The organism is Streptomyces sp. SS7 (assembly GCF_037993025.1).
In the GTDB taxonomy this organism is placed as follows: Bacteria; Actinomycetota; Actinomycetes; order Streptomycetales; family Streptomycetaceae; genus Streptomyces.
Genome location: NZ_CP141223.1, coordinates 5,381,360 through 5,401,498 on the forward strand (window position 1 = coordinate 5,381,360; position 20,139 = coordinate 5,401,498).

Consider the following 20,139-nt stretch of genomic DNA (forward strand, 5'->3'; position numbering starts at 1 on the left):
CCTTCGTCAGCCCCGAGGCGCCAACGCCCCCCACCGCACCGTCGCCTCCCCCTGCCGCCACCGCGCCGGGCCGTCCGTCACCGGCCAGTCCGCGGCGAGGTCCCGCACCGCGCGGATCCAGCGCTGGCGGGCGCCGTACGAGGCGTAGGGCGCCGCGGCGGCCCAGGCGCGGTCGAAGTCGCGCAGGAACGCGTGCACCGGCTCGCCCGGCACATTGCGGTGGATCAGCGCCTTGGGCAGCCGCTCCGCCAGGTCCGACGGCCGCTCCAGCGACCCCAGCCGGGCCGCGAAGGTGACCGTGCGCGGCCCCTCGGGCCCGAGCGCGACCCAGACGTGCCGACGCCCGATCTCGTCGCAGGTCCCCTCCACGAGCAGCCCGCCCGCCGACGCCCCGCCGGCCGGCGCGAGCCGCGCGCACAGCCGCTCCCACACCCCGGCGACCTGCTCCTCGTCGTACTGGCGCAGCACGTTGGCGGCCCGCACCAGCTGGGGCCGCTGGGGGAGGGGCAGTTCGAACCCGCCGTGCCGGAAGGACAGCCCCTCGCGCTCGTACGGCTTCGCGGCGGCGACCCGCGCGGGCTCGATCTCGACGCCCACCACGCGCGCGCGTGGCGCCACCGACCGCAGCCGGCCGAGCAGCTCGACGGCCGTCCAGGGCGCCGCGCCGTACCCGAGGTCGACGGCCACCGGGTCGGCGGCCCGCCGCAGCTCGGCGCCGTGCGTCGCGGCGATCCAGCGGTCCATGCGGCGCAGCCGGTTGGGGTTGGTGGTCCCGCGGGTGACGGTGCCCACGATGCGCACGGGCGGGCGGGAGCTCATGGCATACGAGGGTAGGCGGTGTGCGGGACGGGCGATGACGCGTCCGGCGGACGCCCGCGATGCTCGAACGGTTGAGCGATCCGGGTAATGCTCAGGCAAAAATCACCGTTCCGATGATCCCACCCGGGAATGGGAACGCCTCGCTCCGGTGTTCCAGCCCCCTGGGAGGCTTTCGCCCCCTCCGTCCGGCATGCCCGCAGCAAGGAGGAACGCCACGTGAGCCACCACGCCAGCCGGCTCGGGCGTCGCTCTCCGGCGGTACCCCCGCGGCTCAGGCTCCACCGCCGCCCCCGCCGAGTCGCGATGCTCTCCGTGCACACCTCGCCGCTCCACCAGCCCGGCACCGGCGACGCCGGCGGCATGAACGTCTACATCGTGGAGCTCGCCCAGCGCCTCGCCGCGATCAACATCGAGGTGGAGATCTTCACGCGCGCGACCGCCGCCGCGCTCCCCCCGAAGGTGGAGATGGCCCCCGGCGTCCTCGTCCGCCACATCGACGCAGGACCCTACGAAGGGCTCAACAAGGAGGACCTCCCCGCCCAGCTGTGCGCCTTCACCCACGGCGTGATGCAGGCCTGGGCCGGCCACCGCCCCGGCTACTACGACCTGGTCCACTCCCACTACTGGCTCTCCGGCCACGTCGGCTGGCTCGCCGCCCAGCGCTGGGGCGCCCCCCTGGTGCACGCGATGCACACCATGGCCAAGGTCAAGAACGCCAACCTCGCCGACGGCGACACCCCGGAACCCGCCGCCCGGGTCATCGGCGAGACCCAGATCGTCGAGGCCGCCGACCGTCTCATCGCCAACACGGCGGAGGAGGCCGACGAACTCGTACGGCACTACGGCGCCGACCCCGGCAAGGTCGCGGTCGTCCACCCGGGCGTCAACCTCGACCGCTTCTCCCCGGCCGACGGACGTGCCGCCGCCCGTTCCCGCCTCGGCCTCCCGCAGGACGCGCTGATCCCCCTCTTCGCGGGCCGCATCCAGCCCCTGAAGGCCCCCGACGTCCTCGTGCGCGCCGTCGCCGCCCTCCTCGACGTACGCCCCGATCTGCGCACCCGGCTCGTCGTACCGGTCGTCGGCGGCCCCAGCGGCAGCGGCCTCGCCAAGCCGGAGGGCCTGCAGAAGCTCGCCGCCCGGCTCGGCGTCGCGGACGTCGTACGGTTCCGCCCGCCCGTCGGCCAGGACCAGCTCGCGGACTGGTTCCGCGCCGCCTCCGTCCTCGTCGTGCCGTCCTACAGCGAGTCCTTCGGCCTGGTCGCCATAGAGGCCCAGGCGGCCGGGACCCCGGTGCTCGCCGCGGCGGTCGGCGGCCTCCCGGTGGCCGTGCGCGACGGCGAGACGGGCTTCCTCGTCCAGGGCCACGACCCGACGGCGTACGCGCGCGTGCTCGAACGTTTCGCCGACACCCCGGAGCTGCCCGCCCGGATGGGCACGGCCGCCGCCGCCCACGCCCAGTCCTTCGGCTGGGACACGGCGGCAGCCGTCACCGCCGACGTCTACACGGCCGCGATCCAGGCCCACCGCCGTCCCGTACGCTCCCAGCATGGGTGAGGCGGAGAAGAACGCGGCGCGGATCATCGAGGCGTACCTCGCGGGCGCGGAGCTGGAGTGGGAGGACCCGCGCCCCGGCTCCTACGTCGTCCAGCTCCCCGGCACCGCCAAGCTCAAGACGACCGTCTCCCTGCTGGTCGGCCGCCACTCCCTCTCCCTCAACGCCTTCGTCATCCGCCACCCCGACGAGAACGAGCCCGGCGTCCACCGCTGGCTGCTGGAGCGCAACCTCAAGCTGTACGGCGTGAGTTACGCCGTCGACCAGCTCGGAGACGTGTACGTCACCGCCCGGCTGCCCCTGCCGTCGGTGACGCCCGACGAGGTGGACCGCCTCCTCGGCCAGGTCCTGGAGGCGGCGGACGGCGCTTTCAACACCCTGCTGGAGCTGGGGTTCGCCTCCGCGATCCGCAGGGAGTACGCCTGGCGGGTCTCCCGGGGCGAGCCGACCCGCAACCTGGACGCCTTCGCCCACCTCACCGGGCACCCGGACGGGCCCCGGCCGGCCGACGGGTGATCAGGGGGCGGACGCCCCGCGCGCGTACCGCCCCGGTGTGCCCCCCACCGACCTGCGGAAGTGCCGGGTGAGATGGGACTGGTCGAAGAACCCGGCCGCCACGGCCACCTCACCGGCCGGCACCCCGTCGAGCAGCAGCCACCGGGCCCGCTCCACCCGGCGTGCGGTCAGGTACTGGTGCGGTGCGATGCCGTACGCGCCGCTGAACGCCCGCACCAGATGCGCGGGATGGGCCCCGAGGACCCGCGCCGCCTCCGCCAGCCCGATGCCCCGGACGACGGACGCGTCGAGGAGTTCCCGCAGCCGGCGGGCGAGCACCGGGTCGCTGCGCGGGGTCCCCGGCACGGCCGCCGAGGGCCGCAGATGCGTGCGCAGCCGCTCGCCGATGAACGTCAGCCTGCTCTCGGCCTCCAGCTCCTCCCCACCCTGCGCGAGCGCGGTGTGCAGCCGGCCGACCCGGTCCCTCAGCACCGGATCGCGCAGATCGGGCCGGTCGACGGCCGCCCCGACCAGATCCTCGCCGAGACGGGTGCCGTCCAGGTACAGCACACGCTTGCGGAACCCGTGCGGGGTGGCGGCCGAGCCGTTGTGCGGCACGTGCGGCGGCAGCAGGGTGACCGTGTCGTGCGGGGTGCCGTGCCGGTGCCGGTCGAGGTCGTACCGTACGGCCCCGTCGTCGACGATGAGCAGCGTCCACACGTCGTGCACGTGCATCGGATAGGCGTACGCGGTGAAGTGGGCGTGGAAGACCTCCACGACCCCGGGGATCCGGGGGCGCCAGGCGGAGACCTGCCGGTGGGGTGCCATGCAAAAAACGTACAAGACGGCCCCGTACGACGGTCGGCAGTCTCGCACCATGACTACGACCACGCCCGTGACTCGCTTCGACACCAAGATCGCCGTGCTGCTCCGCGAGGACCTGGAGTCCTGGCAGCGCCTCAACGTCACCGCCTTCCTGGTCAGCGGCCTGGGCACCCGGCTCCCCGAGGTGGTCGGGGAGCCCTACGAGGACGGCGACGGCGTGCCCTACCTGCCGATGTTCCGCCAGCCGGTGCTGGTCTTCGAGGGCACGCAGGAGACGCTGGCCGCGGCCCACGCGCGCGTGCTGTCCCGTTCCCTCCCGCGCGCGGTGTTCACCGGCGACCTCTTCGCCACCGGCAACGACCGCGACAACCGGGCCGCGGTACGGGCCGTCCGGACGGCGGAGCTGGACCCGGTGGGACTCGCGGTGTACGGGCCCCGCAACGCGGTGGACAAGGTGATGAAGGGGGCGCGGATGCATCCGTGAGGGGCCGCGGGCGGGGGAGGCGGTGGGTGTCCGTCCCCTTGGAACCGTGCGGTGGTGGGCACATGCCGGCGACCGTGCGGCGGTGGGTGTCTACGGCCTCGCGCGCGCACCGGGGTGTGCCCCGGCCTCACGCGCCGGTGCCGGACCCGGTCCGCACCGCTGCCGTGCGCCCCTCCTCCGTCACCTCGCCGCCGCCGTCGGCGACGGGCTCCTCGTCCGCCGGACGCCGCATCAGCACGGCGTAACCGGCCCCGGCGACCGTCCCCACGACCGCGCACATCCCCCACAGCCACTCCGCCCCGAACCGGTCGATGACGAAACCGGACATCACGGGTGCGACCAGCGAGGCGACGGCCCAGGACAGGGTGTACATGCCCTGGTAGCGCCCGCGGCCGTGGGTGGGGGAGAGGGCCACGACGAGCCCGGTCTGGGTCGGCGCGTTGACGATCTCGGCGAGGGTCCACACGCAGACGGTGAGCGCGAAGACACCGACCGACCCGGCGAAGGCGGTGAGCCCGAAGCCGTACCCCGCGAGGGCCGAGGAGATCACCAGCAGCCGTCGCGGGTCCCGGTGCTCGATGAAGCGGGTGACCGGGATCTGGAGCACCACGATCAGCACACCGTTGACCGCGATGGCGAAACCGTAGTCGGCGGGAGTGAACCCGGCGGCGCCCATGGCCACCGGCAGCCCCACGGACCCCTGCTGGAAGACGAGCGCCACCAGGAACGACAGCCCGACGACACTCATGAACCGCAGATCGCGCACCACGGTCCCGAGCCCGACCGACTCCTCCCGCACCGCTGCCTTGCTCTCCTGATCCGGCCGGGACTCCGGCAGCTTGAGGAAGATGACGACGGCGCACACGAAGGTCATCCCGGCCTCCAGCAGGAACCCGGCGCGGTAGCTGACCTCGGCGATGAACCCGGCGGCCATGGAGGAGACCGCGAACCCCAGGTTGATCGCCCAGTAGTTGAGGGAGAAGGCCCGCACCCGGTCCTCGGGCCGCACGATGTCGGCCATCATGGCCTGGACGGCCGGCCGAGAGGCGTTCGACGCGGCGCCGACGACGCACGCGACCCCGGCGATGGCGACGGGATCGGTGACGAACCCGAGCACGGCGACCGAGCCGGCCGTGGCGATCTGCGAGAACAGCAGCGTGGGCCGCCGCCCGATCCGGTCCGCCATCACCCCGCCGCCCAGCGAGGAGACGACCCCGCCCAGCCCGTGCAGCGAGGCGACCAGCCCGGCGTAGGAGGCGGAGTAGCCCCGGTCGAGCGTCAGATACAGCGCCATGAAGGTGGCGACGAACCCGCCCAGCCGGTTGACGAGCGTGCTCGTCCAGAGCCACCAGAACTCACGGGGCAGCCCGGAGAGGGTCTCGCGGGCGGCACGTCTGAGTGCGGTGACGGACATGGCGGAGCCCCCCGTGGGTCGGAGTCGGTAAGTGGTGCAGACGATGTGCACAACTTACGAAGTGGGGGGCGCCGGAAGCGAGCGGATTAACAGAACCAGTCAACCGTCCGAGGAACGAGCAGGGGCGCACCGCATCAGGACGGTGGATTACGCTCATAGCCATGGCCGACGCACCGTACAAGCTGATCCTCCTCCGCCACGGCGAGAGCGAATGGAACGCGAAGAACCTGTTCACCGGCTGGGTGGACGTCAACCTCAACGAGAAGGGCGAGAAGGAGGCGGTCCGCGGCGGTGAGCTCCTGAAGGACGCCGACCTGCTGCCCGACGTGGTCCACACGTCCCTCCAGAAGCGCGCCATCCGCACCGCGCAGCTCGCCCTCGAGTCGGCGGACCGCCACTGGATCCCGGTCCACCGCTCCTGGCGCCTGAACGAGCGCCACTACGGCGCCCTCCAGGGCAAGGACAAGGCACAGACGTTGGCCGAGTTCGGCGAGGAGCAGTTCATGCTCTGGCGCCGCTCCTACGACACCCCGCCCCCGCCGCTCGCCGACGACTCGGAGTTCTCGCAGGCCGCGGACCCGCGCTACGCCTCCATCCCCCCGGAGCTGCGCCCCCGCACGGAGTGCCTGAAGGACGTCGTCGTCCGGATGCTCCCCTACTGGTACGACGGCATCGTCCCCGACCTCCTGGCCGGCCGCACGGTCCTGGTCGCGGCCCACGGCAACAGCCTCCGCGCCCTGGTCAAGCACCTCGACGGCATCTCGGACGCGGACATCGCGGGCCTGAACATCCCGACGGGCATCCCCCTGTCCTACGAACTGGACGCCGACTTCAAGCCCCTGACCCCGGGCGGCACCTACCTCGACCCCGAGGCGGCGGCAGCGGCGATCGAGGCGGTCAAGAACCAGGGCAAGAAGAAGTAAGCAGAGCTGAACAAGCCCCCTACCTGCGGGTTCTCCGCCGGGAGGGGGCTTTTCGCTGCCTCTGGGCCGTCTCTGGGAAGTCTCTGGGCCGTCAGGCCGATGGGGCCGTGCGCTCTCCGGGCTCCGGTTCCTGTCTCCACTCCGCTCCGGCTCCGGCGCTTTGGAGCACGGCGACAGCGGACTGGGCCCTGTACGCAGACAGACCCCCAAGGAGGCGGACGGGCGCTTGGCGCGCCAGGACCCGGCTGTGCCACAAGCTCAGCCCGGTCACCTTGCGCACTGCCAGGACCACATCCATTTCGCGGGGCCCGCAGTCGACGAGCACCACTTCGTGGGACGGGTCGTCGCAGAGCAGCGTGTAGTACTTGGTGGACTCCTCGTCGGACATCTCGCCCTCCTGCCTCAGCGAACCGGAGCGTACACGCGAGGGTCAGACCCGGACCGAGTGGCCGCGGTACTCGGCGAGGGCCTTGGTGTTCTCTCCGGCGTCCAGGTGACGTGATCGCCCAATGAGGCTGAATCGCGACCTACTGGGACTCCGTCAGATCCGCTCACACTCGAACACATGGGGGCGACGCGGGATGGTGGCCAGTCCAGGTGTGTTCGCTGCGGAGAGGTCGGCCGCTTCGTGTGTGAGCGCGGGCGGATCGGCCTCATGGCGGGTTACTGCGAGAGATGCTGGAACGTCCTCGCCAACGAGATGGCCGAGGCCGACGGAGCCACGGCCGCCCCCAGGCCCGAGCCCGACCCCGACGACGTGGCATGGGTCGAGCCGCCGGTATGTGCAGAATGCGGCGATTCCGTCCGGGTGTACCCGACCGTCTATGACCGATGGGTCAGCCTCGCCCTGGTGGAACTGCCCGCCAAAGACGTCCCCGCGGCCTTCAGGTGGCGTTTGATGAGGCTGCCGACCCGGGCCCACCTTCCCGCCGGCATCGTGGCTGTTCGGGTCCGCGGAATAGAGCCACTACCGGGCGAGCCCGTCGTGCCGGCTCACAGCATGACGTGCGTGCCCGAGTGGGGCGAGCCGTAAGTCACGGCCCAGCCGGCCGGGCCCGTTCCGTCATCGCGAGCCGGCGGCTCCGTCCTGCCAGTGGTAGAGGTCGCGCAGCAGGGAGATCTCGGCGCCGTGATGGATCAGCTCCCTGTTGACGTGCAGGACGATGCCCTCCATGGGAAACCGCTCGGGACCCACCGCGGGCGGATTCTCCAGGTCGGCGTCCGAGAGCTCGCGGACCCCCGCGTTCCATCTCCCGTACATCTCGTCGAGCTGTTTCAGTGCCTCGTCGGCGGTGCCCGCGTAGGCGAAGGTCTCAGAGTCGACGTCCGGGCCGCCGAAGTGCCATCCGACCCGATAGCCCAGGCAGGAGACGATGATGTGCGCCAGCCGCCAGGCGATCGTGGTCACCGGCGCCGGCGGCGGCACCGGGGCAGGGACCGCGAAGTCCATCGTCCATTCCCCGGAAGCCGCCGGCATCGGTGCGGCCGACGTGTCCCGTCGGCGGATGCTCCAGCAGCCGCGCACCGGCTCCCAGAAGTACTCCTCATCGGTGAGGCCGTGCAGCCGCGGCCGCAGGTTCTTGTGCCAGTGCCGGTCCAGCTGGTCCGCGAGTCGCTCGCTTCTCTTCATCTCCGCACCCTACAAACACCGGTCGTGCGGGCCGCGCGCGCAGGGGTTGCGCCCGCGTCCGCTGGGAACTCGGCGAGTGGTCGCGCGGGGGTAGGACCGGCCCGCCGTGATGTGCCGAGTGCCCCGGCGGAGGGAGGCTCTTGGTGGCTGCCGAACTTGCGGAGGACGAACGGCCCCGGCGCACGCGCGACACGCACCTACGTCGCCTGCGACTCTGTGCGGCGTCCCTGCTTCTCGCGCTCGCCGTTCTGCTCGCGCCCGTCACCGTCGTCGCCACGTGGGTGAACTCCGAGATCACCGACGTCGACCGGTATGAGCAGACCGTCTCACCCCTCGCCAGGGACCCCGCCGTGCGGAAGGTGGTGATCGATCGCGTCACCGACGGGCTGGTGAAGAAGATCGACGTGCGCAGGATCAGCCGTGCGCTCGCCGACACGCTGGCCGACCGCGACGCACCCCGCTTCCTCGTCGACACGGCCCGGTCGCTGGACGACCAGCTCAAGGCCGGGGTGACGACGGGTGTGCGCTTCGCGGTCGGGAAAGTGGTGACGAGCGATGCCTTCGCCAAGGCGTGGGACAGCGTCAATCGCGGCGCGCACACCGTCGCGACGAACGTCCTCACCGGAGAGGGAGGCGGAGCGCTCGAGATCAAGGGCGACACCCTCACCCTGAACGTCGGCCCGGTGGTGGAGGAAGTGCAGAAGCAACTCATCGGCGCGACGCTCGTCAAGGCGGACGACATTCCCGGGGCCGACCGATCGATCGTGCTGGTCCGCAACGACAACCTGGGCGCGGCCCGCGACGGTGCCCGCTGGCTCGGTGCCGTCGGGCCGTGGCTGCCCCTGACAGTGGTTCTGCTCGGTGGCCTGGGCATCTGGGTGGCGCCCTCGCGCCGGGTCGCGCTGATGGCCGGCGGCATCGGCACCGGTCTCATGATGTGCGGCCTCCTCGTCGGGCTCGCCGTCACCCGCCAGATCTGTCTGGACGCGGTGCCTCAGGCCGCCCGGTCGCGGGACGCCGCGGCAGCGGTCTACGACACCCTGGTGCGGTTCCTCCGGGAGGCCGCCCTCACCGCGCTCCTCGCGGCCCTGTTCGTCGTGGGCGCGGGGTATCTGTACGGGCCCGGCCGCGGCGCGACCGCCGTGCGCTCGGCCGCGGCCCACGGCACCGCAACCGCCGGGCACGCGCTCGCCCGGAGGGGGGTGCGGACAGGGGCCGCCGGACAGTGGCTGCGCACGAACCGGGCCGTGACCACGGCCGTGGTCATCGGCGCCGGTGGCCTGGTCCTCTTCCTGTGGAACTACCCCACGACCACCACCGTGGCCGTTCTGGCCCTGCTGGTCGTGGTCGTGCTGGTGATCCTCGCCATCCTCGCGGGCGCGGGCGCGGGCGCGAGTACGAACGCGAGTGCGGGTGCGGGCGCGGGTGCGGGCGCGGGCAAGGACGCGAGCGAGGAAACGGACCAGCGCTTATCGGGTTATCGGGCGAAGCCCTGCCCGGTGCCCGTCTCGCCTCCGCCCGCGCTCCGTCAGAGCAGCCCCAAGTCCCCCAGTTCCTTGTGCAGGTCCGCCCGAGGGTGCCCGGCGGGGGCTGTGGTGCCGGGGAGTTGGGGCGCCGAGCCGCCAGAAGCGCCACCGGAAGAGCCGGAAGGACGGTTGGAGGAACTGTCGGAGGAGTCCCGCCGCGGCTTGGCCGCCCCCGGGCGCCTGGTGCGGTCGCGGAAGAGCCACGCTCCCAGGAGCCCGCCGGCCAGGCCGCCCAGGTGGGCCAGCCAGCTGACGCCGGGTGTGCCGGGGACCGCCACCGTGAGCATGTAGGCGAAGGATGCCGCCATCACGACCCCGATGAGCGTGTCGACGAGATGGCGGTCGACGAGGCCGCGGACGACGACGTAGCCGAAGTAGCCGAAGATCAGACCGCTCGCGCCGACCGTCTCCGCGTTGCCGCCCTCGAAGAGCCAGACCGCGAGGCCACTGGTCACCGCCACCAGCAGGCTCAACCCGAGGAAACGCAGCACCCCGCGGTACGCGGCCAGGAAGCCGAAGATGAACAGGGGACCGGAGTTGCTCTCGATGTGCGCCCAGCTCCAGTGCAGGAAGGGCGCCGTGAGGAGGTGCGGCAGGGAGCCGACGTCGCCGGAGACCAGCCCGTACTCGCGGGCCGGCGCGTAGTCGTCGGCGAAGTTGGCCAGCTGCACCAGCCAGACCAGCGCCAGGAACCCGAACATCACGAAGAACGCCTTGCGTGCCTCCGCGACCATCAGCTGTGCGTCGGACGACGTCGGCCTGTCCATGGTGTCTCCCCCTCCACCCGACGGACTCCCACCCGGCGGACTCCCACCCGGCGGACTTCCGTCCGACGGGCTCCCACCCGCCGTACCTCCATCATGCAGCTTTCACACCTGGAGCGGGACCGCGTGGACCTCGTCGGCCCGGTGGCCCGTGCGCTCGTGGATGCGCTGCACCGCCTCCGCCGACGGGGCCTCCGAGAGGCAGTAGACGACGCCGGAGTCGGGGTCCGCCCACGCGGACTCGAAGTGGACGCCCTCCTCGCCTTCTATCGCGAGGTCGTCCTGGTGCGCCTGGAGGAGCTGCTCGCGGGTGATGCCCTTCATGTTGTGGTGGACGTCCATGAACTTGGGCATGGTGCCCACCCCCTTTCCGGCTGAGGTGCCTGCACGTCCCCTCCATGCTGCGCCCGCACCGGCGCTGACGCGACAAGAGGGCGGGGCCCGGTGTGGTCACCGGGCCCCGCCCTGTCGTACGTACGACGCAGCGCTCAGCCGCACTGGCACGGGCTGCCCGACTGGCACCCGCAGCCGCACCCCGAACCGCAGCCGCACGCGCCGATCAGCATCAGGTTCCTGATCTCGGCGGGCTGCCCGGTCGGGCGTTCCTGGGTGGGGTCGGGCTGAGGCGTGCTGGGGGACTCGGCCATGGGTTCCTCCCGGAGGCGTAGGGCCTGTGCCCATTTCATGCCCCTTGTGCCGGGCGCATCAACGGCGCACAGTGGCGCCCGCACGCTCTCCGGAAGCCCGTCACCTGCCTCCCCGGCAGCCCTACGCCCCCTCGGTCCCCGTGGCCGGCTGGATGTCCGGCTGGATGTCGGGCTGGAGCTCGTCCGCGTGCTCACCGGTCACCAGGAACACCACGCGCTTGGCGACCGCCACCGCGTGGTCGGCGAACCGCTCGTAGTAGCGGCCCAGCAGGGTCACGTCGACGGCGGTCTCGATGCCGTGCTTCCAGCGGTCGTCGATCAGGTGCTGGAAGAGCGTGCGGTGCAGCAGGTCCATCTCGTCGTCGTCCTGCTCCAGCTGGAGCGCCAGGTCGACGTCCTTGGTGATGATGCACTCCGCCGCCTTCGCCATCAGGCGCTGCGCGAGCTGGCCCATCTCCAGGATCGTGGCGTGCAGGTCGTGCGGCACCGCCCGGTTCGGGAAGCGCAGCCGGGCGAGCTTCGCCACGTGCTGGGCGAGGTCGCCCGAGCGCTCCAGGTCGGCCGACATCCGCAGGGAGGTGACGACGATCCGCAGGTCGGTGGCGACCGGCTGCTGGCGGGCGAGCAGCGCGATGGCCTTCGCCTCCAGGTCGTGCTGCAGCTCGTCGACCCTCTGGTCGTTCTCGATGACGCTCTCGGCGAGCTTCAGGTCGGAGTCGAGGATGGCGGTCGTGGCGCGCCCGATCGCCGACCCGACCAGCCGGGCCATCTCCACCAGGCTGTCGCCTATCGAGTCAAGTTCCTCGTGGTACGCGTCCCGCATCAGGATTCCCTCTCGTACGTACGTATGCTCCGGGGCGAACCCCACGGTGCCACGGTCCGCCCGCTACGCGTCGGATTCAGTCACCTCAAATGAACCACTACTGGCTCCAAGGTGAACTCTGGGCGACGAGTGTTCGAGGTCGCACCCGCATGGCTGTGGTCACGCCGGATCCCGTGCCTAACCTGGACGCATGGACGTGAACGCGGCGGTCGCCGCAGCGGCAGCGATCGCCGGGGTGCTCACCGGTGTCATCGCCATGCTGGCGTTCCGCTGGAGCGAGCGCGACCAGGCACGCCCCACCCGTAGCTCCCTGCACACCGATCCCGTGCTCCCGCCCGGCGTGGACACGGTCCTGTCGGTGCTGCGTTCGTCGGCCGTCGTCCTGGACGAGGCCGACGCCGTCGTCAAGGCGAGTTCCGCGGCATACGCCCTGGGCCTCGTCCGTGGCGGAAAACTGGCTGTCGAGCCGATGCTCAAGATGGCCCGGGACACCCGGCGCGACGGGGAGATACGGCAGGTCGAGCTGGACCTGCCGCGGCGGGGCACCGGGCGCGGCGAGGCCCTCGCGGTCTCCGCGCGGGTGGCGCCACTGGGCTCCCGGCTGGTGCTGCTGCTCGTGGAGGACCTCACCGAGGCCCGGCGGATCGAGGCGGTGCGGCGGGACTTCGTCGCCAACGTCAGTCATGAGCTGAAGACCCCGGTCGGCGCGCTCTCCCTGCTCTCCGAGGCCGTCATGGACGCCTCGGACGACCCGGAGGCGGTGGAGCGGTTCGCCGGTCGGATGCAGATCGAGGCGACCCGGCTGACGAACCTGGTGCAGGAACTGATCGACCTCTCCCGGGTCCAGAACGACGATCCGCTGGAGGACGCCGAGCCCGTGGGCGTCGACGAACTGGTCGCCGAGGCGGTCGACCGCTGCCGGCACCAGGCCGGCACCAAGCAGATCACCATGGCCACGAGCGTGGCGGCGCCCGAAGGACTCGAGGGTGGTGGGGGACGGTCGGGCGGCACCGCCGACCTGCGGATCTGGGGCAACCGCGGCCAGCTGGCCGCCGCCCTCGGCAACCTCGTCGAGAACGCCGTCAACTACTCGCCCGCCCGCACCCGGGTCGGCATCGCCGCCCGCCGGGTGACCGCGCCGGGCGGGGACCTGATCGAGATCGCGGTGACCGACCAGGGCATCGGGATCTCCGACAAGGACAAGGAGCGCATCTTCGAGCGCTTCTACCGAGTCGACCCGGCCCGCTCCCGTCAGACGGGCGGTACGGGCCTCGGGCTCGCGATCGTCAAGCACGTGGCCGCCTCGCACGGCGGGGAGGTCACGGTGTGGAGCGCCGAGGGACAGGGCTCCACGTTCACCCTGCGGCTGCCCGAGGCCGCAGCGGCCGCCCGCGACCGCGATCGCGCCCACCAGCATCCGGATCCCGACGACCCGGAAGGCCTCGAAGGTCTGGACACCTTCGACGACCTGGACGACCTCAATGACGAGGACGGGCAGGCCGGCGGCATCCCACCCACCCCCTCTCCCACACCGTCCCGCCGCTCATCCCCCGATTCGACCGCGTACCAGACGCTTTCCGCCCCGGAGGTCCTTCCGTGACCCGAGTGCTCGTCGTCGAGGACGAGGAGTCCTTCTCCGACGCCCTGTCGTACATGCTCCGCAAGGAGGGTTTCGAGGTCGCCGTCGCGACCACCGGGCCCGACGGACTCGACGAGTTCGAGCGCAACGGCGCCGACCTCGTCCTCCTCGACCTGATGCTGCCGGGTCTGCCCGGCACGGAGGTGTGCCGGCAGCTGCGCGGCCGCTCCAACGTCCCCGTGATCATGGTGACCGCCAAGGACAGCGAGATCGACAAGGTCGTCGGCCTGGAGATAGGAGCCGACGACTACGTCACCAAGCCGTTCTCCTCGCGCGAGCTGGTCGCCCGGATCCGGGCCGTCCTGCGCCGGCGCGGCGAGCCGGAGGAGGTGACCCCGGCCGCCCTGGAGGCGGGCCCGGTCCGCATGGACGTGGACCGCCACGTCGTCACGGTCTCCGGCTCCAAGGTCGACCTGCCCCTCAAGGAGTTCGACCTCCTGGAGATGCTGCTGCGCAACGCAGGCCGTGTCCTCACGCGCATGCAGCTCATCGACCGGGTCTGGGGCGCCGACTACGTGGGCGACACCAAGACCCTCGACGTCCACGTCAAGCGCCTCCGCGCCAAGATCGAGCCCGACCCGGGCGCGCCCCGGTACCTGGTGACGGTCCGCGGGCTGGGGTACAAGTTCGAGCCGTAGACCGCCAGACCGCCAGACCGTCCTCCGCGGAGCGGCCGACGTACGACAGGGGCGGCACCCTCGCCGAGGGTGCCGCCCCTGTCGTACGTGTACGGGGGTACGGGGCTCAGTGGCCCGACGCCGACTCGGAGGGGGACGCCGAGGCGGACGCGGACTCGGAGCTGCCGGCGGCCGGGGACTCGGTGGACGTGGCCGTCTCCGAGGCGCTCTCGGAGGGGGACGCCGACGGGGCGCTCGGGATGTCGCTGGGGCCCCAGCTGGAGAAGTAGCTCTTGGCCGGCACGACGAAGGCCGCCAGGCTCACCGCGCCGGTGTCGCTGAGCGTGAAGGTGGTCTTCTGGGCGTTGCCCTCGATCGACGCCGTGTCCGGGTGCTCCAGGACGGCGGAGGCGTTGCCCTCGCCGCCAATCACGACGACACCGCCGGCCGGGACCGTCAGCTTCTTCTGCCCCTTGGCGGGCGAGAGCTTCGCGGTGCCGAGGCCCTCGACGTCGATCGACTCGATGGTCTGGGCCTGCTTGCCGGAGTTGAAGAGGGTCGCGGACACCGCGACCGCGCCGCCCTCGGTGGGGTTCGGCTGGGTGATGACGACAACGTTCTGGATCTTGATGTCGCCCACACTGGTGGCGGCGTTGTCCGGCCTGATCTCCAGCGTCTGGCTGTTGTTGCCGGCGCCGCAGGCGGCGAGCGTGGCGATCGAGAACGCGAGGGCGGATGCGGCGAGGGCGCCGCGTCGAAGGCTGCTGCTCACGGCGGCGGCAACTCCTTGAACGCTCATGGGCAGCTCCACCTGTGATAAAGCCGCCCTAAGGGTCTGTCAGCGGGCTTAGGTTACCGAGCCGTTCCCGCGCCGCCGCACCCGACCCGCCTCTAACGCGTCCGGGGCCGTCGCGGGGCGTGATCTCGCTGGTCATCACACCGGTCACGGCACTCTCGGACGACCCGTCGGTCACTCGGACTTCATCCTTGCTCTTCCTGCGCGTAGGTCGTCGTACGTCATTCACATATCCGCGTGCGGCCCCGGGCTTAAGCGCCGTCGCGCCCCGCTCGCGGATTTTCCGTGAAGGAATGCGGGGCCGTCCGGGAAATTGATCACCGATCTGCTCGAAGCCCCGGTGATCAATTTTGGAAACGGCGGGTATCCGGCCATGGACACCGAACGGAGTAGCGCAAGTCGCACATCTGGAAGCGGACATATGTGGATGTTCAGCCGCCCGGAGGGGGCCCCGGACGCGTGTAACGTCCGCGTTTCACCCCCCTCGAAGAGCCGCTCCGACCTGCGAATACCTGCCTCCCGGAGCCGTCCGAAGCACGTTCCTGTTGCACTTGTCAAGCCCCGAGATATGCCCTGACCTGCGAAAACGCCATTCAGGAACCGCAGTTTCCGTGTTACCCTGGATAGCCACGGAAGGGGTACCTGTCACATGACGTTCAAGGTTGGCGACACCGTGGTCTATCCCCATCACGGGGCCGCGCTGATCGAGGCCATCGAAACTCGCCAGATCAAAGGCGTGGACAAGACCTACTTGGTGCTGAAGGTCGCCCAGGGTGACCTGACGGTGCGTGTGCCAGCGGACAATGCGGAGTTCGTCGGCGTGCGTGATGTGGTCGGTCAGGACGGGCTGGACCGGGTCTTCGAGGTGCTGCGCGCGCCGTACGCCGAGGAGCCCACGAACTGGTCGCGTCGTTACAAGGCAAATCTGGAGAAGCTCGCCTCCGGCGATGTCATCAAGGTCGCGGAAGTCGTGCGTGACCTGTGGCGTCGTGAGCGCGAGCGCGGACTCTCCGCGGGTGAGAAGCGCATGCTCGCCAAGGCCCGCCAGATCCTGGTGAGCGAGCTCGCCCTCGCGGAGAACACCAACGAGGACAAGGCCGAAGCGCTGCTCGACGAGGTTCTCGCGTCCTGACGCCGGCGAAGGCCGACGCCGACGCACACCGTTGAACACCGAAATGCCGCGGTGCCCGATGACGAATTCCCGTCGCCGGGCGCTGCGGCATGTCCGCGTTCGGATGCCCTAAGCCCACCCACGGGCCGTCCCACCGCACCGCCCCACGCACTGCCCACGGATACCGGCACCCACGGATCCCGGTGAACCGTCCCTTCGGGGAAACCCCGATACTTTGCGTGCCGAGCCCGGGCAGCGCTCGACCGGCGCGTCACGGAAGGGTCCGGTCAAGGCGTCGCGCCCGGCACGCTGTCTCCGTACCCAACTAGGCCGAGCACACAAACCTGACAGGAACCGATGTCTGACGATTCGCGTCCCTCGCCCGCGCCCGCCCGCACGGCCGCGGTGATTCCGGCCGCCGGCCGAGGCGTACGCCTCGGCCCGGGCGCCCCCAAGGCGCTCCGCGCGCTGAACGGCACGCCCATGCTGATCCACGCGGTGCGCGCCCTCGCCGCCTCCCGCGCCGTCTCCCTGGTGGTCCTCGTGGCCCCGCCCGACGGCGCCGCCGAGGTCAAGTCGCTGCTCGACGCGCACGCGCTGCCCGACCGCACCGACTTCGTCGTCGTCCCCGGCGGCGACACCCGGCAGGAGTCCGTGCGCCTCGGCCTGGACGCCCTGCCGCCCGAGTACGACATCGTCCTCGTCCACGACGCGGCCCGGCCCCTGGTCCCCGTGGACACCGTGGACGCGGTCATCGAGGCCGTCCGCGAGGGCGCTCCCGCCGTCGTCCCGGCACTGCCGCTCGCCGACACGGTGAAGGAGGTCGAACCGGCCGCCGCTCCCGGCTGGCCCGAGCCGGTCGTCGCCACCCCGGTCCGCGCCCGGCTGCGCGCCGTCCAGACCCCGCAGGGCTTCGACCGGGCCACCCTGGTGCGCGCCCACGAGACGGTCACGGAGGACGTCACCGACGACGCGAGCATGGTCGAGCAGCTCGGCCTGACCGTGGTGGTCGTCCCCGGCCACGAGGAGGCCTTCAAGGTCACCCGTCCCCTCGACCTCGTCCTCGCCGAGGCGGTCCTGGCCCGCAGGAGGCTCAACGATGGCTTCTGACCTCCCCCCGCTGCCCCAGGTCGGCATCGGCACCGACATCCACGCCTTCGAGGAGGGCCGCGAACTGTGGTGCGCGGGCCTGAAGTGGGAGGGCGAGGGGCCCGGCCTGGCCGGCCACTCCGACGCCGACGTCGTCGCGCACGCCGCCTGCAACGCCCTCTTCTCCGCCGCCGGCCTCGGTGACCTCGGACAGCACTTCGGCACCGGCCGCCCCGAGTGGTCCGGCGCCTCGGGAGTGACCCTGCTGACGGAGGCGGCGCGGATCGTCCGCGAGGCCGGTTTCACCGTCGGGAACATCGCCGTACAGGTCGTGGGGCCGCGGCCGAAGATCGGCAAGCGGCGGGCGGAGGCGCAGAAGATCCTGTCGGAGGCGGCCGGGGCCCCGGTGTCGGTGTCGGGGGCCACCACGGACGGCCTGGGGTTCCCGGGGCGGGAGGAAGGCCTGATGGCCGTGGCGACCGCATTGGTGGTCAGACTGGGGTGAGGAGAGCACCTGCCGCCCACTACCCTAGGCAGCGTGACTATTCGCCTGTACGACACCAGCGCCCGGCAGATCCGTGACTTCACCCCGCTCCAGCCGGGCTGTGTCTCGATCTACCTCTGTGGCGCCACCGTGCAGGCGGCCCCGCACATCGGCCACATCCGTTCCGGCCTGAACTTCGACATCATGCGCCGCTGGTTCGAGTACCGCGGCTACGACGTCACGTTCATCCGGAACGTCACCGACATCGACGACAAGATCATCACCAAGTCGCACGAGCAGGGCCGCCCCTGGTGGTCCATCGGCTACGACAACGAGCGCGCGTTCAACGACGGCTACCACGCCCTCGGCTGCCTGCCGCCCACGTACGAGCCGCGCGCGACGGGGCACGTCCCCGAGATGATCGAGATGATGCGCGGCCTCATCGAGCGCGGTCACGCGTACGAGGCCGACGGCAGCGTCTACTTCGACGTGCGCTCCTACCCCGGCTACCTGGCGCTGTCCAACCAGGACATCGACGATCTGCGCCAGCCCTCCGAGGAGGGCATCACCGGCAAGCGGGACCACCGCGACTTCGCGATGTGGAAGGCCAGCAAGCCGGGCGAGCCCGACTGGGAGACCCCGTGGGGCCGCGGCCGTCCCGGCTGGCACCTGGAGTGCTCGGCGATGGCCCACAAGTACCTCGGCTCCGCCTTCGACATCCACGGCGGCGGCCTCGACCTGATCTTCCCGCACCACGAGAACGAGATCGCCCAGGCCAAGGCCTACGGCGACGCGTTCGCCCAGTACTGGGTGCACAACGCCTGGGTCACCATGAGCGGCGAGAAGATGTCGAAGTCGCTCGGCAACAGCGTGCTGGTCAGCGAGATGGTCAAGACCTGGCGTCCGATCGTGCTGCGCTACTACCTCGGCACCCCGCACTACCGCTCGATGATCGAGTACAGCGAGGAGTCGCTGCGCGAGGCCGAGTCGGCGTTCGCACGGATCGAGGGGTTCGTGCAGCGCGTCGTCGAGAAGGCGGGGGGCGTCGTCGAGCCCGCCGCCGAGGTGCCGCCGGCCTTCGCCGAGGCGATGGACGACGACCTGGGCGTCCCGCAGGCCCTCGCCATCGTGCACACCACCGTCCGCCAGGGCAACAGCGCGCTCGCCGCCGACGACAAGGAAGCGGCCGTGGCCCGGCTCGCCGAGGTCCGCGCCATGCTCGGCGTCCTCGGCCTGGACCCGCTCGACGCCCACTGGGCCGGCGAGGCGGACCAGGGCGAGGACCTGCACGGCGTGGTCGACAGTCTCGTACGCCTGGTCCTCGACCAGCGCGAGGCGGCCCGGGCCCGCAAGGACTGGGGGACCGCGGACGCCATCCGTGACCAGCTGGGCCAGTCCGGGCTGACCATCGAGGACAGCCCGCAGGGACCGCGCTGGATCCTCGGGCCGCGCTAGCCCGTTCCCTTGATCGATTGTGCCGCCCGGCTCCCCGGGCGGCACACTGCATAGACGTACGCACACCTCCGCACAGAATCAGGTAGGTCATGGCAGCCAACAACCGCCGCATGTCCGGCAAGAAGGGCGCGCAGGTCGGCAGTGGCGGCCAGCGGCGCCGGGGCCTGGAGGGCAAGGGCCCGACCCCGCCCGCCGAGATGCGCAAGGGGCACAAGAAGAACCGCCTCGCCACCGCCAAGGCCAAGCAGGTCCAGCGCCGCCCCGTGGTGCGCGGCCGGGGCGGCAAGAGCGCCTCCGAGCTGGTCGTCGGCCGCAACCCGGTGGTCGAGGCGCTGCGCGAGGGCGTCCCTGCCTCCACGCTCTACGTCCAGCAGTTCATCGACAACGACGAGCGGGTGCGCGAGGCGCTCCAGCTCGCGGCCGAGCGCGGCGGCATCAACCTCATGGAGGCGCCGCGCCCCGAGCTGGATCGGATGACGAACGGCCTCAACCACCAGGGGCTCGTCCTCCAGGTCCCGCCGTACGAGTACGCCCACCCCGAGGACCTGGTCCACGCCGCGCACGACGAGGGCGAGGACCCGCTGATCGTCGCGCTCGACGGGGTGACCGACCCGCGCAACCTGGGTGCCGTCGTGCGCTCGGTCTCCGCGTTCGGCGGCCACGGCGTGGTCGTCCCCGAGCGGCGCGCGGCCGGCATGACCGCGGGTGCCTGGAAGACCTCCGCGGGTACGGCGGCCCGTACGCCCGTCGCCCGCGCCACCAACCTCACCCGCGCCCTGGAGGCGTACAAGAAGGCCGGGATCGCGGTCGTCGGCCTGGCCGCCGACGGCGAGGCCGAGATCGGCGCGCTGGAGGCGCTGGACGGCCCGGTCGTCATCGTCGTCGGCAGCGAGGGCAAGGGTCTGTCCCGACTGGTCGGCGAGACGTGCGACTTCCGCGTCCGCATCCCCATGCCGGGCGGCGCCGAATCCCTCAACGCCGGTGTGGCGGCGGGGATCGTGCTGTACGAGGCGGCGCGGCGCCGCGCCTGACGGCGGTCCGCCCGG

At 71.6% G+C, this 20,139-nt stretch carries 21 protein-coding genes; 12 read left to right on the forward strand and 9 right to left on the reverse strand.

The annotated features are described in order from the left end of the window. Positions 1 to 6 precede the first annotated feature (6 nt). On the reverse strand, positions 7 to 819 hold the full coding sequence (locus U5640_RS24890) for a class I SAM-dependent methyltransferase (protein ID WP_340377959.1): 813 nt from the start codon (positions 817 to 819) through the stop codon (positions 7 to 9). 216 nt (positions 820 to 1,035) lie between these two features. On the opposite strand from U5640_RS24890, the gene mshA reads away from it, so the two are divergent. Together mshA and U5640_RS24900 are read left to right on the forward strand one after the other, a co-directional pair. Then, positions 1,036 to 2,373 (forward strand): D-inositol-3-phosphate glycosyltransferase, encoded by a 1,338-nt coding sequence (gene mshA, locus U5640_RS24895; protein ID WP_340377960.1) that lies wholly within the window; start codon positions 1,036 to 1,038, stop codon positions 2,371 to 2,373. Then, a complete protein-coding gene (locus U5640_RS24900; protein WP_340377961.1) occupies positions 2,366 to 2,887 on the forward strand; it encodes a YbjN domain-containing protein in 522 nt (173 codons plus the stop codon). Before mshA ends, U5640_RS24900 begins: the two co-directional genes overlap by 8 nt. Here the strand turns inward: U5640_RS24900 and U5640_RS24905 are convergent, their stop codons facing one another. Further along, on the reverse strand, positions 2,888 to 3,694 hold the full coding sequence (locus U5640_RS24905; protein ID WP_340377962.1) for an AraC family transcriptional regulator: 807 nt from the start codon (positions 3,692 to 3,694) through the stop codon (positions 2,888 to 2,890). It abuts the gene before it with no gap. Between the two features lie 49 nt (positions 3,695 to 3,743). Here U5640_RS24905 and U5640_RS24910 point away from each other — a divergent pair, with 49 nt between their 5' ends. Further along, the gene (locus tag U5640_RS24910; RefSeq protein ID WP_340377963.1) at positions 3,744 to 4,175 is read left to right on the forward strand and encodes a DUF2000 domain-containing protein; all 432 of its coding nucleotides are present in this window, start codon (positions 3,744 to 3,746) and stop codon (positions 4,173 to 4,175) included. A 127-nt stretch (positions 4,176 to 4,302) separates the two neighbouring features. Here U5640_RS24910 and U5640_RS24915 read toward each other — a convergent pair whose 3' ends face one another. Then, the gene (locus U5640_RS24915; protein ID WP_340377964.1) at positions 4,303 to 5,589 is read right to left on the reverse strand and encodes an MFS transporter; all 1,287 of its coding nucleotides are present in this window, start codon (positions 5,587 to 5,589) and stop codon (positions 4,303 to 4,305) included. A 161-nt stretch (positions 5,590 to 5,750) separates the two neighbouring features. Here U5640_RS24915 and U5640_RS24920 point away from each other — a divergent pair, with 161 nt between their 5' ends. Then, positions 5,751 to 6,512, forward strand: a complete 762-nt coding sequence (locus U5640_RS24920) for a phosphoglyceromutase (protein WP_340377965.1) — start codon at positions 5,751 to 5,753, stop codon at positions 6,510 to 6,512. Between the two features lie 91 nt (positions 6,513 to 6,603). Here the strand turns inward: U5640_RS24920 and U5640_RS24925 are convergent, their stop codons facing one another. Further along, positions 6,604 to 6,900 (reverse strand): ribosomal protein L7/L12, encoded by a 297-nt coding sequence (locus U5640_RS24925; protein WP_340377966.1) that lies wholly within the window; start codon positions 6,898 to 6,900, stop codon positions 6,604 to 6,606. 312 nt (positions 6,901 to 7,212) lie between these two features. Between U5640_RS24925 and U5640_RS24930 the strand changes: the two genes are divergently transcribed. Continuing rightward, positions 7,213 to 7,545, forward strand: coding sequence for a DUF6083 domain-containing protein (locus U5640_RS24930; protein WP_340385310.1), 333 nt, complete (start codon positions 7,213 to 7,215; stop codon positions 7,543 to 7,545). A 30-nt stretch (positions 7,546 to 7,575) separates the two neighbouring features. Here U5640_RS24930 and U5640_RS24935 read toward each other — a convergent pair whose 3' ends face one another. The 4 genes from U5640_RS24935 to phoU form a co-directional block, all read right to left on the reverse strand. Continuing rightward, complete coding sequence (locus U5640_RS24935) at positions 7,576 to 8,142, reverse strand: DinB family protein (RefSeq protein ID WP_340377967.1); 567 nt, start codon at positions 8,140 to 8,142, stop codon at positions 7,576 to 7,578. 1,528 nt (positions 8,143 to 9,670) lie between these two features. Further along, positions 9,671 to 10,435, reverse strand: a complete 765-nt coding sequence (locus U5640_RS24940; protein WP_340377968.1) for a rhomboid family intramembrane serine protease — start codon at positions 10,433 to 10,435, stop codon at positions 9,671 to 9,673. A 102-nt stretch (positions 10,436 to 10,537) separates the two neighbouring features. After that, entirely contained in the window at positions 10,538 to 10,786 is a 249-nt protein-coding gene (locus tag U5640_RS24945; RefSeq protein WP_340377969.1) for an SCO4226 family nickel-binding protein, read from the reverse strand. Between the two features lie 414 nt (positions 10,787 to 11,200). After that, positions 11,201 to 11,902: a phosphate signaling complex protein PhoU gene (gene phoU, locus U5640_RS24950; protein ID WP_340377970.1), complete on the reverse strand. Its 702-nt coding sequence runs from the start codon at positions 11,900 to 11,902 to the stop codon at positions 11,201 to 11,203. Between the two features lie 190 nt (positions 11,903 to 12,092). Here phoU and U5640_RS24955 point away from each other — a divergent pair, with 190 nt between their 5' ends. Both U5640_RS24955 and U5640_RS24960 read left to right on the forward strand, forming a co-directional pair. Next, positions 12,093 to 13,502 (forward strand): ATP-binding protein, encoded by a 1,410-nt coding sequence (locus U5640_RS24955; protein WP_340377971.1) that lies wholly within the window; start codon positions 12,093 to 12,095, stop codon positions 13,500 to 13,502. Next, complete coding sequence (locus U5640_RS24960; protein WP_015659563.1) at positions 13,499 to 14,179, forward strand: response regulator transcription factor; 681 nt, start codon at positions 13,499 to 13,501, stop codon at positions 14,177 to 14,179. The genes U5640_RS24955 and U5640_RS24960 overlap by 4 nt, the downstream gene beginning before the upstream one ends. 106 nt (positions 14,180 to 14,285) lie before the next feature. On the opposite strand, the gene U5640_RS24965 is transcribed toward U5640_RS24960, so the two are convergent. Continuing rightward, positions 14,286 to 14,930 (reverse strand): DUF461 domain-containing protein, encoded by a 645-nt coding sequence (locus U5640_RS24965; RefSeq protein WP_340377972.1) that lies wholly within the window; start codon positions 14,928 to 14,930, stop codon positions 14,286 to 14,288. A 673-nt stretch (positions 14,931 to 15,603) separates the two neighbouring features. On the opposite strand from U5640_RS24965, the gene U5640_RS24970 reads away from it, so the two are divergent. From U5640_RS24970 to rlmB, 5 genes are all read left to right on the forward strand, one after another. After that, entirely contained in the window at positions 15,604 to 16,086 is a 483-nt protein-coding gene (locus U5640_RS24970) for a CarD family transcriptional regulator (protein ID WP_003953493.1), read from the forward strand. Between the two features lie 336 nt (positions 16,087 to 16,422). Continuing rightward, positions 16,423 to 17,175 carry a 2-C-methyl-D-erythritol 4-phosphate cytidylyltransferase gene (gene ispD / locus U5640_RS24975; protein WP_340377973.1) on the forward strand — a complete coding sequence of 251 codons (753 nt, stop codon included), beginning with the start codon at positions 16,423 to 16,425 and terminating at the stop codon, positions 17,173 to 17,175. Further along, positions 17,165 to 17,659: a 2-C-methyl-D-erythritol 2,4-cyclodiphosphate synthase gene (gene ispF, locus U5640_RS24980; protein ID WP_340377974.1), complete on the forward strand. Its 495-nt coding sequence runs from the start codon at positions 17,165 to 17,167 to the stop codon at positions 17,657 to 17,659. Before ispD ends, ispF begins: the two co-directional genes overlap by 11 nt. Positions 17,660 to 17,692: 33 nt before the next feature. Beyond that, positions 17,693 to 19,093 (forward strand): cysteine--tRNA ligase, encoded by a 1,401-nt coding sequence (cysS, locus tag U5640_RS24985; RefSeq protein ID WP_340377975.1) that lies wholly within the window; start codon positions 17,693 to 17,695, stop codon positions 19,091 to 19,093. An 89-nt stretch (positions 19,094 to 19,182) separates the two neighbouring features. Next, complete coding sequence (rlmB, locus tag U5640_RS24990) at positions 19,183 to 20,124, forward strand: 23S rRNA (guanosine(2251)-2'-O)-methyltransferase RlmB (RefSeq protein ID WP_340377976.1); 942 nt, start codon at positions 19,183 to 19,185, stop codon at positions 20,122 to 20,124. Positions 20,125 to 20,139 lie beyond the last annotated feature (15 nt).

Excerpts from the sequence above, each read along its gene's own strand:
- U5640_RS24925 (WP_340377966.1), bottom strand. The coding sequence starts at position 6,900 with ATGTCCGACGAGGAGTCCACCAAGTACTACACGCTGCTCTGCGACGAC.
- U5640_RS24940 (WP_340377968.1), bottom strand. The coding sequence starts at position 10,435 with ATGGACAGGCCGACGTCGTCCGACGCACAGCTGATGGTCGCGGAGGCA.
- U5640_RS24935 (WP_340377967.1), bottom strand. The coding sequence starts at position 8,142 with ATGAAGAGAAGCGAGCGACTCGCGGACCAGCTGGACCGGCACTGGCAC.
- rlmB (WP_340377976.1), top strand. The coding sequence starts at position 19,183 with ATGGCAGCCAACAACCGCCGCATGTCCGGCAAGAAGGGCGCGCAGGTC.
- U5640_RS24910 (WP_340377963.1), top strand. The coding sequence starts at position 3,744 with ATGACTACGACCACGCCCGTGACTCGCTTCGACACCAAGATCGCCGTG.
- ispD (WP_340377973.1), top strand. The coding sequence starts at position 16,423 with ATGTCTGACGATTCGCGTCCCTCGCCCGCGCCCGCCCGCACGGCCGCG.
- U5640_RS24900 (WP_340377961.1), top strand. The coding sequence starts at position 2,366 with ATGGGTGAGGCGGAGAAGAACGCGGCGCGGATCATCGAGGCGTACCTC.
- U5640_RS24970 (WP_003953493.1), top strand. The coding sequence starts at position 15,604 with ATGACGTTCAAGGTTGGCGACACCGTGGTCTATCCCCATCACGGGGCC.
- U5640_RS24930 (WP_340385310.1), top strand. The coding sequence starts at position 7,213 with ATGGCCGAGGCCGACGGAGCCACGGCCGCCCCCAGGCCCGAGCCCGAC.
- U5640_RS24915 (WP_340377964.1), bottom strand. The coding sequence starts at position 5,589 with ATGTCCGTCACCGCACTCAGACGTGCCGCCCGCGAGACCCTCTCCGGG.
- U5640_RS24945 (WP_340377969.1), bottom strand. The coding sequence starts at position 10,786 with ATGCCCAAGTTCATGGACGTCCACCACAACATGAAGGGCATCACCCGC.
- U5640_RS24920 (WP_340377965.1), top strand. The coding sequence starts at position 5,751 with ATGGCCGACGCACCGTACAAGCTGATCCTCCTCCGCCACGGCGAGAGC.
- phoU (WP_340377970.1), bottom strand. The coding sequence starts at position 11,902 with ATGCGGGACGCGTACCACGAGGAACTTGACTCGATAGGCGACAGCCTG.
- U5640_RS24890 (WP_340377959.1), bottom strand. The coding sequence starts at position 819 with ATGAGCTCCCGCCCGCCCGTGCGCATCGTGGGCACCGTCACCCGCGGG.
- ispF (WP_340377974.1), top strand. The coding sequence starts at position 17,165 with ATGGCTTCTGACCTCCCCCCGCTGCCCCAGGTCGGCATCGGCACCGAC.
- U5640_RS24905 (WP_340377962.1), bottom strand. The coding sequence starts at position 3,694 with ATGGCACCCCACCGGCAGGTCTCCGCCTGGCGCCCCCGGATCCCCGGG.
- U5640_RS24955 (WP_340377971.1), top strand. The coding sequence starts at position 12,093 with ATGGACGTGAACGCGGCGGTCGCCGCAGCGGCAGCGATCGCCGGGGTG.